The sequence below is a fragment of the Methanococcoides sp. genome (assembly GCF_030594565.1).
GTDB classification, from domain to species: domain Archaea; phylum Halobacteriota; class Methanosarcinia; order Methanosarcinales; family Methanosarcinaceae; genus Methanococcoides; species Methanococcoides seepicolus.
In genome coordinates this window covers 1-13,333 of sequence record NZ_JAUVEY010000052.1, presented here as the reverse complement: position 1 = coordinate 13,333, position 13,333 = coordinate 1, and the positions used below count along the sequence as shown (strand labels likewise).

General features: G+C 39.2%; 10 protein-coding genes. 4 read left to right on the top strand and 6 right to left on the bottom strand.

Annotated elements, in window-relative coordinates; genetic code table 11:
• Window positions 1-161 precede the first annotated feature (161 nt).
• Window positions 162-1,574, bottom strand: coding sequence for a TIGR00297 family protein (locus tag QAS77_RS05965; protein ID WP_305064460.1), 1,413 nt, complete (start codon window positions 1,572-1,574; stop codon window positions 162-164).
• Window positions 1,575-1,627: 53 nt separating this feature from the next.
• Entirely contained in the window at window positions 1,628-2,365 is a 738-nt protein-coding gene (locus QAS77_RS05960; RefSeq protein WP_305064459.1) for an NAD-dependent protein deacylase, read from the bottom strand.
• A gap of 159 nt (window positions 2,366-2,524) precedes the next feature.
• Between QAS77_RS05960 and QAS77_RS05955 the strand changes: the two genes are divergently transcribed.
• The gene (locus QAS77_RS05955) at window positions 2,525-3,787 is read left to right on the top strand and encodes a diaminopimelate decarboxylase family protein (protein WP_305064458.1); all 1,263 of its coding nucleotides are present in this window, start codon (window positions 2,525-2,527) and stop codon (window positions 3,785-3,787) included.
• Window positions 3,788-3,918: 131 nt separating this feature from the next.
• Here QAS77_RS05955 and QAS77_RS05950 read toward each other — a convergent pair whose 3' ends face one another.
• From QAS77_RS05950 to QAS77_RS05935, 4 genes are all read right to left on the bottom strand, one after another.
• A complete protein-coding gene (locus QAS77_RS05950) occupies window positions 3,919-7,095 on the bottom strand; it encodes a tetratricopeptide repeat protein (protein WP_305064457.1) in 3,177 nt (1,058 codons plus the stop codon).
• 248 nt (window positions 7,096-7,343) lie between these two features.
• On the bottom strand, window positions 7,344-7,640 hold the full coding sequence (locus QAS77_RS05945) for a carboxymuconolactone decarboxylase family protein (protein WP_250867514.1): 297 nt from the start codon (window positions 7,638-7,640) through the stop codon (window positions 7,344-7,346).
• 227 nt (window positions 7,641-7,867) lie between these two features.
• A complete protein-coding gene (locus tag QAS77_RS05940) occupies window positions 7,868-8,149 on the bottom strand; it encodes a winged helix-turn-helix domain-containing protein (protein WP_250867513.1) in 282 nt (93 codons plus the stop codon).
• Window positions 8,146-8,598: a hypothetical protein gene (locus tag QAS77_RS05935; protein ID WP_305064456.1), complete on the bottom strand. Its 453-nt coding sequence runs from the start codon at window positions 8,596-8,598 to the stop codon at window positions 8,146-8,148. The genes QAS77_RS05940 and QAS77_RS05935 overlap by 4 nt, the downstream gene beginning before the upstream one ends.
• An 86-nt stretch (window positions 8,599-8,684) precedes the next feature.
• On the opposite strand from QAS77_RS05935, the gene QAS77_RS05930 reads away from it, so the two are divergent.
• The 3 genes from QAS77_RS05930 to QAS77_RS05920 form a co-directional block, all read left to right on the top strand.
• Complete coding sequence (locus QAS77_RS05930) at window positions 8,685-9,830, top strand: COG1361 S-layer family protein (RefSeq protein ID WP_305064455.1); 1,146 nt, start codon at window positions 8,685-8,687, stop codon at window positions 9,828-9,830.
• 26 nt (window positions 9,831-9,856) lie between these two features.
• The gene (locus tag QAS77_RS05925) at window positions 9,857-11,164 is read left to right on the top strand and encodes an ABC transporter permease (protein ID WP_305064454.1); all 1,308 of its coding nucleotides are present in this window, start codon (window positions 9,857-9,859) and stop codon (window positions 11,162-11,164) included.
• Between the two features lie 667 nt (window positions 11,165-11,831).
• A partial coding sequence (locus QAS77_RS05920) for a lectin like domain-containing protein (protein ID WP_305064453.1) occupies window positions 11,832-13,333 on the top strand: 1,502 nt, incomplete at its 3' end.

Genomic DNA, 13,333 nt, shown 5'->3' with positions numbered 1-13,333 from the left:
CTTTCTGTGATGAAAGCTATTCAAGATGCAATCGATGGAAACCCATTTGTTCCAACGATTGTTTGATTTTAGGGTTGCAAATTAATTTTTTGTATTAGAGTTGATACAGGATTGACGATAATTAGGCTGAATAGTTACGTTCATTGTAACATAGATTCTTCTTAGAACAACAGTACATACAGTCCTGCAGAAATAATTGCGCCTGCAAAAGTAGCAACGAAATTTACACCACTATTGGTCAACAATCCCCTACTCTGTAGTGTTGCTCCAAGGAGACTGTCGATGTTCGTACCTAAAAACCCTCCAGCGACCGTTATGAACAGGGCTGCATAAAAACTGTCGACCATTGCGAACATGATCGCGAAAATTGCAATTATTGCCGACCCGCCGATCGATGAGAGCTCACCAAGTAATGTCACCCCGCCATCAATACCGGTTTGCACGGGTTTCAGAGTTGTTATCATCCTTGGTTGCTGTTGTGCCGTTGTGCCGATCTCACTTGCAAGAGTATCGCCAGCAGCTGTTGCTACTGTGCCAAGATATGCAAATATGATCAGTTCGCTGTACTGGGGATAGATACCATATGCAATAGCAAGTATAAGGGCGGCTGTACTGTTACTGAACACATTTTCGTATGTTCGAACCCCACCCTTCCCTTCTGCGATGCCCATTGATTCCTTGAGCTTGTACTTATATTTAGTAAAAATACCGCCAAGAATGAAAAATGTCAGAAGGAGTATGAACCAGTAGATGTTACTAAATGCGATTATCAGTACACCGATGAGGGTTGCACTAAGGGAAGCAGAGATGTCAGCTATCTTTGCATAATATGCGAGATAACCGAGGAACATCGAAAAGAGAAGTGCGAACAGTATCTGGTTCGTTGGGATCGAATATCCAAATGAGAAGAACAACCACATTGCCATACCGGAGCCAAGTGGGATTGATATATTCTTGTCTATCTTCGAAGGGATCGATTCAAACAATCCGGCAGTTATTGAACCTATCACTGCTACGAAGAATATCATATTATAGGATATGTTCGCACCCTGCCAGTAGACTATCCAAAAACCAGCCAGTGATGCAAAGATTATTCCGACTATAAGCATCGTAATGCTTGAGGGTATGAAATTGATCCTAATCTCATCATTTTTGAGATCCCTTTCCGGAGATTCCCCCTTCATAAGAGACATGTATGTTGATTCCTTATGGCAGCGAACCACCGTTGCAGAACCTAATCCTACCGTTGAGATGGCAACGACCTGTCCTATAACGAATATCGGATAGTTGCAGGCAAAGGAATCAAGTACGAAACTTACCAGGAACAGTATTAGGATCGAAGCGACAAATGCCTGCGTTGATCTCGTCCTGAGCATCGTATCAAGACTTTTCAATAGATGAGGTTTGGTTTCAAGATACCTGAAAGCTATAAGCATAACCAGAAATATGATTATCAGAACATTAACCTTAAGAAAAGGGAATGCAAGGAACGTGAACATGAAGATCATCGACAGTACCAACTGACCGTGTGCACATGGATCGTTCCGTTTGATAAAATCCGGTATCAAATTCATCTTGGTGTCCTATATTGCAGGTATATTATTATAGTTTATTGATTAAAATTTTATCAAAGGTCAATATAGAAATGTTCTGCAATGGAAACGAACACACCTCCAAGGTCTTTGTATAGCCCTATTGCATATCCATCAAGGGGTGTTTCCATATTGTTCACAATAACAAGATGTCCCCCATTTTTGATTGTGTAAAGTGGCAAACTGGCAGCAGGTTGAACCACAAGGGTCGATCCGAGAACCAATAGAAGATCAGCCTTTGAACTTTCTTCGATTGCTTTTTCAATTACGTCTTGCTTTAACATTTCCCCATAGAAAATAATGTCAGGTTTTATCAGTCCCCCACATTCATTACAGGTAGGGACCTCTTCTGTTCTAAGCAGGGCTACAATATATTCGTAAGGATATTTCTTTCCGCAGGCAAGACAGGAATGTTCTTGTGGAGAACCATGGACTTCAATGACGTTCTTTGAACCAGCCTTCTGGTGCAACATGTCAATATTTTGGGTTATTATAGTTTTTATTATCCCTTGCTCTTCAAGTTCAGAGAGAACTTTATGTACAATACTTGGTTGCCTGTGTTCAAGATCGTAGATAAGGTTCTTTGAATGTCCATAAAAATATGATGGTTCTTTCTTGAAGTGATCGATCGAGAAAATGAAGTCAGCATCAAATTCATTATATAGTCCGGAACTTCCCCGAAAGTCCGATATACCTGAAAATGTTGATACTCCTGCACCTGTAAGGACAACACAATAGCTGGAGTTTTCCAGAAGGCTGAATAACTCTTTCATAGATAGATTCCAACTTTCATCATATAAAAATCATTATAGCACCTGCATATGTTGTCCTATTACTTTCTCTCTTGACCGGAAACAATTTTCTTATCGAAAATAGTATTAACTTTAAAGTTAGTAGAGTGCTTCAGAAACAATAAAGGAGACTTAAAGGACATGGTATCAAAGACACTTCCATTCACAAAAGAACAGATACTGGAAATAAAGGAACAGTTTCCAACCCCATTCCATATCTATGATGAAAAAGCGATCATAGCCAATGCAAGAAAACTCAAAGATGCTTTTAGTATAGTAGAAGGCTTCCAGGAGTTCTTTGCTGTTAAGGCACTCCCAAACCCCTATATCCTCAAGGTACTGAAAAAAGAAGGCTTTGGTGCTGATTGCAGTTCACTTCCTGAGCTTCTGCTCGCAGAGAAGACAGGTATTGTTGGCGAGGATATTATGTTCAGTTCCAACGATACTCCTGCAGAGGAATTTGTCAAGGCCAAAGAACTTGGTGCGATCATTAATCTTGATGATATCAGTCATATCGAGTTCCTTGAAAAAGAAGCGGGGCTTCCTGAGCTTGTTTGTTTCAGGTTCAATCCCGGCCCATTGAAGGGAGGTAATGCATTCATTGGAAATCCAGAAGAAGCAAAGTATGGATTTACAAAAGAGCAGCTCTTTGAGGGATACAGAATTCTGAAAGAAAAAGGTGTCAAGCGTTTTGGCCTTCACACAATGGTGGTATCGAACGAACTCGAACCATCATATTTTGTTGAAACGGCAAAACTGCTCTTTGAAGTTATAGTTGAGATCTCAAAAGAGCTTGATATTCGTTTCGATTTCGTCAATCTTGGTGGCGGAATAGGTATTCCTTACAGGCCAGACCAGGAAGCTGTTCCTTATGACGTCATTGCAGAAGGTGTCCGTGATGAATATGAGAAGAGCATCAAGGCGAACGGTCTTGACCCGTTGAAGATATACCTTGAGTGCGGCAGGACGATCACAGGTCCTTATGGCTATCTTGTCACTGAAGTAAGGCACCTTAAGCATATCTACAAGGATTATGTCGGTACCGATGCATGCATGGCAAATCTCATGAGACCGGGGCTTTACGGGGCTTACCACCACATAACCGTTCTTGGAAAGGAGAACGAACCGGAAGACCATCTCTATGATGTTACAGGTTCCCTTTGTGAGAACAACGATAAGTTCGCAATTGACAGAATGCTCCCTGAAATAGAGCGTGGAGACCTTCTTGTGATCCATGATTCCGGGGCTCACGGACATGCAATGGGATTCAACTACAACGGTAAGCTCCGCTCTGCTGAATTATTGTTAAGAGAGGACAGCAGCATTGTCCAGATCAGAAGAGCAGAAACAATTGAAGATTACTTTGCAACCCTTGACCTTGATGGTCTTGAGGATTTCAGCTGAACTTAGATGAAGCGATGCATATCCTGAAAACTCAATTTCAGGATATGCCTTTTCTTTTTTGTTCTCTTTTATTTTAGTTTATCAGAAAAGGTGGTCTTTGCTTTAAAAAAAAGGAATGGACCTTTGAGATCTCATTCCTTTACTGAATTTGTTTCCAGCAGGTCTTCACCATCATACCATCTGCTTGGCAGTTCATACACGATCGCTGGATCATATTCGTCCGGCGTAAAGAACTTTGTTCCCCTGTCGTCAAGCGCTGCTATGAAGTCAGGATCAAGTGCTTCCAATTTCTTGCGTTCAGTTTCCGCGGAAACCGATTGTCCTACCCTGTAATGTGCAAACCTTTTGTTATACATTGCAGAAGCTGCATTTGGATCGATGGCTAGTGCCTTTTCATAGTATGTGATAGCTGCTTCCACATCCCCATCTATATTGGCGATATATCCGAGGTTATACCACGCAGTGATACTATTTGGCTGCAATTCGACAGCTTTAAGGTAGAACTGTGTCGAACCTGCGTAACTACTTGTCAGATAAGCCAAATTTCCTTTATTGTACCATGCAGCAGCATCGTATGGATTTACTGCAATTACCTTATCGTAGTGGTCCATTGCACCAATATAATCTCCAAGCATATATAGGTTGAAACCTTTCCTGCTCAATGCGAGACTGTTCGCCGGGTCATTTGCCAGAACGATATCGTAGCAATCATTCGCATCCTTGTAAAGCCCAAGCTTTTCGTAAACATTGCCTTTCTTCATAAGCACCGATGAATCGTTTACTTGCAACATCAATACTTCATTATAGTTGGCGATCGCATTTTCAAAGCTTCCAAGACCCTCAAGTGCAAGAGACTGTTCAAGTAGCACTTCAATGTTCTGTGGATCTGATACAAGGAACTTATCATAGGAATACACAGCCTCCTCGAAATTTCCAAGATTATAGGAAGCAACTCCTCTCAGATACCATGCTTCAGTGTTACCTTTATCGATCTTTAGAAGTTTGTTGTAAGAGGCCAGTGAACTTCCATAAAGACCGATCTTATCATAAGCTTGACCTTTCTGGAGCAATGCGGTCTTGTTTTCCGGATCGATCTTCAAAAGGCTGTCATAAGCCTGGATCGCATAATAATAATTACTTGACTTGTAGACGTTCTGTGCGAGAGCGAACCATGCAGCTTTATACCCACTGTCGATATCAACGGCTTTTTCGTAATTGTTTATTGCTCTGGATCCATCCCCAAGCATTTCATATGTTTGCCCTCTCATATACCAAGTGGTACTGGAGTTTGGCTTGATCAATATCGCTTTATTATATGCTGACAGAGCATCACTATAACTTCCTGTTGCAAATAAAGAACCACCTTTGGCAACCCATGCATCGTGTCCATCGGGAACAATACCGATAAGATCAATATCTTTCTGTTCCATTATGGCTTTATCATAATCACTAATACCTGAGATACTCTTTATGATCTCAAAAATGTCTATAATAGGACTTATATCCTGTTTTGGAATAGTAGATGAATGATCTAATCTTTCAACTCGACTGATATCTGCCTCCATCTGGAAACTTGCAGCAGAGTTGGAACCATCTAATGAAATAGCAGTACTGTAGCTTCCGATCGCATCTTGATACGAACCGAGCTTATCAAGGGCCCTTCCCTTTCTATAGTAGGCATCAGCAAAAGTAGGGTTCTGTCCAATAACCTGATCATATGTAGCAATTGCTTCACTATGTTCATCCATATGGGCAAGATCAAGACCAAGTGCATACCATGCAAGAGTGAACTGTGGGTCGAGTTCTACAGCTTCTTTGTAACAGGAAACAGCTTCTGAATACCTTCCAGTAGTATCAAGGTCATATCCTTTCTGATACCACACATTTGCACAGGATGAGTCTCTTTTCAATGCTTCAGTATAACATATGATAGCACCATTATAATTTCCTAATTTGTCGAGTGCAATAGCTTTTTTATACCATACGATCGCATGATTTGGATCATTTTCAAGAACTTTTTCAAAACTAAGGACCGCTTCATCATAGTCTTCTAGTTCAAGATAAAGAGTACCTTTGTCGTACCATATCTTTGCAGAATCACTATTAAATGAAGGGGGGGCCACAAATGATCCAGCAAGCTGACTGGTGTTCAAGCTTGCTATTGCTGGATTGGATGCATATATTTTAGCAATGTTGTCCGGATTGATCTTCAATGCACTATCATAACTGACCAGTGCTTCATCGAACCTTCCCATTTTATTGAGAACAAGTCCCTTTTTGTGCCATGCATCAAGATTGTCAGGATCGAGTAATAGAACCTGTTCAAAACTGTTTATTGCTTCGAAATAATTGCCAGTAGCTTCAAGTGCAACCCCAAGGTTGAACCATGCTTCTGCGTTGTAAAGATCAAGAACAAGTACTTCCTCATAAGAGACAATAGCATCTTCCTTTTTATCGAGCTTGTCATAGTCAAGCGCCTTGTTCCACCATGCATTCACATCGTCGGGACCAAACTCTATCGCTTTGTCATAGGATACAATAGCTTCTTCATAGAGACCAAGACTATCATATGCCTGCCCTCTTGAGTACCAGATGGTCGTATTATCAGGATCGACCTGTAGTGCTTCATCATAAAGTTCAACAGCTTGTTCCGACTTACCATCTTCTGCGAAGTCAAGACCTTTTTCATAAAGAGTTGTTGAATGCTCAAGCTGTATCTCAATGAATTGTTCATAAAGTTGAATTGCTTCCTCATTCCTTCCAAGTCCTTCAAGAGACTTGGCTTTATGATACAGTATCATTGATTCGTCAACTCCAATCTCTTCTACAATAGAAGTTGTGGAAGTTGTAGAAGTTGTGGAAGTTGTAGAAGTTGATCCGTTCAATTCGCTTGTTTCATTCAGAGTGATGCTTGAGATATATCTAGTAAGATACATAAGAGCTCTATCATATGTTTCAATAGCAGCTCCATAATCTCCTTTTTTTTCCAGTGCTATGCCTTTTTTAGTAAGAATCAGTGGAGATTCAGGTTGTAACTTTAGAATATGATCGTAAGTGATGATAGACCCTTCATAGTCACCTAAAAGAAATTGGGCTGCTGCCTTATTTTCAAGTGCAACTCGGGAATCGGGATCGGATACAAGTGCAAGATCGTATTTCGCAATGGCCCTATCATAGGTTCCATTCAATGTCAGAGCTACCCCTTCATCATTGAAGGATCTGGCATCATACCCCATACATTGAGCAGGAATACTTGTTGCTAATATTATAGAAGTAATTATAACCAGACTAAATGCCGATTTATTCATTAATGTACCACCTCAAGATAAAAATAAATCACAGATATCTCTTACTTTTTCATATATAAATATTATTATTGATCAAACGTTTCAATCCTCTAAAATATTATATAGATCTCATTTGTCTCTTTTTAAAAAAATTATAAAATATATATGTAATATTTATTTTATGAGTGCATACAGAACTACACAACACGATCAGAAACCACTAAAGCCTGATCATTTCATTAAAAATATAATCGTCCTACTTTTATTTATCACTCTTCTGTACCATCAAGTATTTCGTCATATGCATCTGTCCAGTGTAATTGCGATCCGGCCGCTATGAACATTGCAATGGAGATCGATTCAGCTATTTCTTCTTCAGTTGCACCCTTCTCTTTTGCCCTTTCTGAATGGATCTTCACACATTTTTCGCAACGCATAAGGACTGCTGATGCAACTGCAATCAGTTCTTTTGTTTTTATGTCAAGCGCGTTTGCCCTGAATATAGCAGATCGCAGATCTCCAAAGGCTTTAGAAGCTTCTGGCATTTTATCATCTAAGAATGTCATATATAGACCTCCATAATTACGATTGTTTCAATTATTGTTTTTTTCGATAGTGAACATATGACTTTGCATATAACTTATACATAGCTTTTCCCACCATCATGTTTTGGAAATCAATACTGATAGAAATATTGTATCTACATACTAGTACATGTTCTCAGAACTTTAATTTTTTTGAAGGAGGATGCATAAATACATATCAGAGCGATTTTAAAAAAGGTATGCGTTATTCAGAGACCAAAATCTGCAAGGAAATTCACAAAATCCTGATATTTATCCAGAAAAGCTCTCCCCTTATCTGTAAGCGAATATATCTTCCTTTTTTCCCTATAGGGTTTGGCTTCAATAAGCCCCTTCTTTTCAAGATCATTAACATATTCTTCGAACATCTGGAAAGAAAGATTTGAGAACCTTTGGAGTTTTGTTGGACTGATAGAGTTATTGGATTCGCGTATAACTTTGAGAATATCCCTTATAATCTCCAGACGGCTTCTTTTCTGGAAAGGTTTCATATTGTTAGAATGCGACTCCATTTTCTAATACCTTTAAGGATAATTATGTAAGCGGTAATTGTAAGCCCATTTATAAAAATTGTTGCAATGCTGGACTCTGCTATGAGGTCTGCAAAAATCCCCAAAAAATTCAATGTAAAAAGCATGATAAGCCCTAGATAATATGGATGCTTTATTGACCCCATCCTTCCGGAAGACCTAAGATTGCTCTTAATTAATAATAGTATCAAAGCAAAAATTAAACCTTTATAGACCATTCCCATTGCAAATCCATATGCTTCGCTCAATAAACTATAGATTATCAGATCTATGAATACAAAGAACATCAGACCTATGAAAAATAATGCTTTGATTACCCTCTTTGTCGAGATGGAATCAAAATGCCTCCATGTAATTGTGTAAAGCAATTCAGACCTGGCTATCCAGAATCCAAATAAAGCAAGGACCAATGCAGGTACTCCCACAATAAGAAAAAAATATGTTCCCATTAAAATGGAGAATTTCAGCATTATAAATGAGATCACAACTGTAAGGAATGAAAGATTCCCTATTCCAAAGAATAAAAAAGCGTTCTTGTGAAGTAAGGTATTCCATCCAGAACACCGGTTCAAGTGAAACAGGAAACCTTGTTGTTGAAGTGGTTCCAAAATATCCATTCAAGAAAGTATCAGGCTCGAACCTCATTGAAAATGTAGGAAAATTGGGAAGGCGTTATGAGGATGATAGAAGCAAGGTCGTAAAATTCGAAATGCTTGTTGATAACAATGTCAATGCAGGCCAGTATCCCCTAGAAGTGCTGGTCTATGAACAAGGCAACAAAGACAATGTCTGTATTTCCCGTGAGTTCTATATCGATGTTGATAGTGAATCAAATGCAGAGATAGAATCTATCAGCCTTGAAAAACTGGTTCCGGGAAAGAAAACGAATCTGTCATTTGTAATAAAGAATGTTGGCAATTCCCCGCTAAAGAACGCAATGTTCTCCTGGGAAAGCACAAGCGACCTTGTTTTGCCTGTCGGTTCAAGTAATGTGAAATACATCAATTTCATTGATATCGATGGGAATACAACAGTTGATTTCCAGGTGCTGACCAATGTTAACACTAAGCCTGGACTGTATAAACTTGATATGACACTCACTTATGATGATGTCGAAGAACTACAAACAATAACACAAGCTGGAACACTTGAGAACCAGAAACGTAAGACCATTGAAAGTAAAGCAGGTATCTACATTGGCGGTGGAACAGATTTCGATATAGTATTCGTTGAACAGACCATGAGTGGAGAATATTCATTCTCAATATCCAATATAGGTAATAATCAGGCAAGTTCAGTTACCGTTTCCATTCCTGAGCAGGACGGATGGAGTATGAGCAGTGGTTCTAATTCTGTAGTTCTGGGAAGCCTTCAAAAAAGTGATTATACCCTTGCAGATTTTGGTTTGATCCCTGACAATTATGGCGAGTCCTTGCCTTTGAAGTTCCAGATAGCCTATACTTCAAGTGACGGTGAAAGAGAGATACAGGACAAAGAATTGTCAGTTTATGCATCAAGACCTGATGCATCACAAAGTGCTGTTAAGAGCAAATCATCAGGGAGTGTCAACAATTTACTTATTCTGACACTTGCGCTTCTTGGTGGTGCAGGTTTTGTCCTTTATAAGAAGAAAATGCTCTGACAGATCCGGTTTAAGAGGTGTGAAAAATGAAACCGAAAAAGATATTCAAAATATCACTGAATATGGTCAAATCCAACAAATTACGCAGTTGGCTGACTATCATAGGTGTTGTTATCGGTATAGCATCTGTTATGACAGTTGTAACTACCGGCGAATATTTTCAGGATCAAGTAACGAAGACACTTGAGGATTTTGGAGGAGACACCATCACCATTGTCGCTTCTGTTCCTTTTGAGATGAATGAGGATGAGGGCGTTGGCGAACCTGTGATCGAAGACAAGAAAACGAATAAGTACATTGATGATCCCGATTCACGATCTCAAGCACAATTGACAAAAAAAGATGTGCAAACCCTTGAAAGAATATCGGCTATCGAATACATCAATGTAAAAGTTGATTCTGGTGCCATGCTGAGTATGGGCAATGAAGAGACATCGGTATATATAAGCGGTGTTGACCCGAAGGTCTGGTCAAAGATGACCACCGAAGATATAGGTGAGGGAAGGTTGCTTAAAGCAGGCGACAAAAACGTGGTAGTTATCTCTGATAATCTTGCCAATGAAGCATTCAAGGATAAGAAGATAAGACATAACCAGCTTATTCTGTTGAACGGAAGATCATATCGTGTTGTCGGTATTCTTGCAAAAGGTGATGGCCTTCTTGGTGGAATGGGAGGTCTTTTCGGCAGCAGTGTTTTCATGCCATATGAGGACATGTACGTAATGGCTCAGGATGATGAATATTCGAATCTGCAAAAAGACATCTATGGCTCCATAGAAGTTAAACTCTACAAGAATGCAGAGCTACAACCTGCACTTGATGAAATGGACAAAAAGCTCAAGTTATCAAGACGTGTCAATGAGGATACAAAGGATTTCTATATATATTCCCAGCAGGAAATGATGGAAAGCACAAATAAACTGATATCAGGTCTGACCGCATTCCTTGCGTTCATTGCAGGAATCTCATTATTAGTGGGTTCTGTGGGTATTGCCAATACCATGTTCACTTCCGTGCTTGAAAAGACTAAAGAGATAGGCATTATGAAAGCTATCGGTGCCAGAAATGAGGATGTTCTTCTGATATTCCTCTGCAATGCTGCATTGATAGGACTTGTAGGTGGTTTAATAGGAATCATATTTGGAACCGCATTTGTACAAGTGATAGTGTATCTGATATCAATGCAATTGAAGATACCGTTCGTATTCACATTAAGCGTAAAGGCTACAATTGTGGCTACCCTGGTTTCCATAGGAGTTGGTCTTATCGCAGGTTTCATGCCGGCAAAAAGTGCAGCAAAATTGAATCCGGTGGATGCTTTAAGGTATGAGTGAGAGAAATGAATTGATGATGAGAACTGAAAAACGATGAAATTCAGTTCTCATATCTTTTTTTATGATAAGTCTTTTATTTTGTATCCCAGTCCAGACATGGAATTCCATTTATTCTGAATATCTAAAGAGTTACACTTATTCCAATAATTGGTTCATTTCAAAGTTTCATTTCAAGCGAAAGGACCGATCTTGCAAAAAAAGGAAGATCAATACATCTGTATTGCAAATCCTGCAAAAGCTGCCAGAAGTATCGATACGAATAGAACAAATGGTCCATTTGATGTTTGTTTTACTACTGATTCCATGGTATTACCTCCATTGTAACTGAAAGTAACCATAATCAAATCCCTCACCCCCATGAGTAATATTTTATTAGTTCCAATGTCATATAAAATTAACTATATGATTAAGCGAGATAGAGAGATGATCAAATTAGCTCATAATTTATCTATTCTAATTTGATGATCCAATGAATTAAAACTAAAATATGTGAACTACTTAATTAATATAAAAATGTTTATATGACATGACATGATATCGTACCTTTTTATCAAACTCGGGGACTTAGTAAACAATATTCCAGATGTGTAAAAACAAGTCATACTTATGTAACAGTATATGTTCCCTTCGAATTTTCAACAATCATGGATAATCAGGAATTGTGTTTATGCAATCGATCAGAATAATTACCATCACAATATTATTATTTTGTATAGCTAATGTTGCACTTGCTGCACCTGCGGGCAATGATTCACCTGCAATAAATGAAACTACATTTCCGGCAGTAAATATGGCCCCACTTAATCCGGAATTCATTGATTATATGAAAAAACTGGAAGAAAATGTGGATAAGGACACCCATATTCAATCATCCTCACTAAACAAAGACGAATCGATAAGGGAAAGATATTCTATAAATGGTATAATTCCATCTCCGGTCGACAATTCACACATTGATAAAAGTTACACACCCAGTGTAAATAACATTGATCTTTTCTCAGCATCTGTGGAAACCCTGCCTGCATATTACGATCTCCGCAATGAGAGCAGGGTAACTCCTGTGCGAGATCAGGGGCAATCAGGCAGTTGCTGGGCGCATGCGGCATACGCATCTCTTGAATCATGCATGATCCCTGATGAAGGAGTTTATGATTTTTCCGAAAATCATATGAAAAATCTAATGTCCGAGAACTATTCAGAAGGATTTGATATCGGTCCCAATAATGGTGGAAACGAGAATATGGCATTAGCCTACCTTTCCCGCTGGACCGGGCCGGTAAATGAATCTGATGACCCATATGATGATAAATCAATTTATTCTGACACCAGCATCCCTGAAAGAAAACATGTTCAGGAAGTGATCCATCTTCCATATAGAGATTATGAAACATCACATGATGACGATTACCTGAAGAATGCAGTCATGGAATATGGTGCAGTATACTCTTATTTTAAGGTCAATTTGACTGGATTTGATGGCAACTATCTGACCTACTACTATAATGGGACTGATTATGTAGGAGGTCATGCTGTTGCCCTGGTGGGCTGGAACGATTCCTATCCAAAGGGAAATTTTAACATCACCCCCCCTGAAGACGGTGCTTTTATCTGTAAGAACAGTTGGGGTACCGGTGTTGGCGATGAAGGGTACTTCTATATATCGTATTATGAAGCATCATTTAACGATAATACTGGTCAGGTAGCGGTCTTTATAGGTGCAGAGGATGTGGATAATTACGATAATATATACCAGTATGATCCATTGGGACATATACGTAATATAGGGTATGAAAATGCTACCAGCAATGTTTCATGGGCTGCAAACATTTTCACAGCAGGTTCAGATGAATATATGAATGCTGTCAGCTTCTACACAACGGATGAGATGACGGACTATGAACTATACATATATAATGATCCTGACCAGAGACCCATCAACTCCTCCGGACATGTATATTCCACATCCGGTACATTTGAGTACGCAGGATACCATACGATCGACCTAAGCGAACCTGTAAAACTTGAAGAAGATCAGAATTTTTCCGTTGTAATTAAATTCATTGATCCGGATTATGCCAAACTTGTTGCAATAGAGCATCCAACAATTGAAAACTACAGTAGCAAAGCAACCGCCAATCCCGGTGAAGGTTACATCAGTTCAAATGGAAC

Excerpts from the sequence above, each read along its gene's own strand:
- QAS77_RS05965 (WP_305064460.1), bottom strand. The coding sequence starts at position 1,574 with ATGAATTTGATACCGGATTTTATCAAACGGAACGATCCATGTGCACAC.
- QAS77_RS05960 (WP_305064459.1), bottom strand. The coding sequence starts at position 2,365 with ATGAAAGAGTTATTCAGCCTTCTGGAAAACTCCAGCTATTGTGTTGTC.
- QAS77_RS05955 (WP_305064458.1), top strand. The coding sequence starts at position 2,525 with ATGGTATCAAAGACACTTCCATTCACAAAAGAACAGATACTGGAAATA.
- QAS77_RS05950 (WP_305064457.1), bottom strand. The coding sequence starts at position 7,095 with ATGAATAAATCGGCATTTAGTCTGGTTATAATTACTTCTATAATATTA.
- QAS77_RS05945 (WP_250867514.1), bottom strand. The coding sequence starts at position 7,640 with ATGACATTCTTAGATGATAAAATGCCAGAAGCTTCTAAAGCCTTTGGA.
- QAS77_RS05940 (WP_250867513.1), bottom strand. The coding sequence starts at position 8,149 with ATGAAACCTTTCCAGAAAAGAAGCCGTCTGGAGATTATAAGGGATATT.
- QAS77_RS05930 (WP_305064455.1), top strand. The coding sequence starts at position 8,685 with ATGAAAGATTCCCTATTCCAAAGAATAAAAAAGCGTTCTTGTGAAGTA.
- QAS77_RS05925 (WP_305064454.1), top strand. The coding sequence starts at position 9,857 with ATGAAACCGAAAAAGATATTCAAAATATCACTGAATATGGTCAAATCC.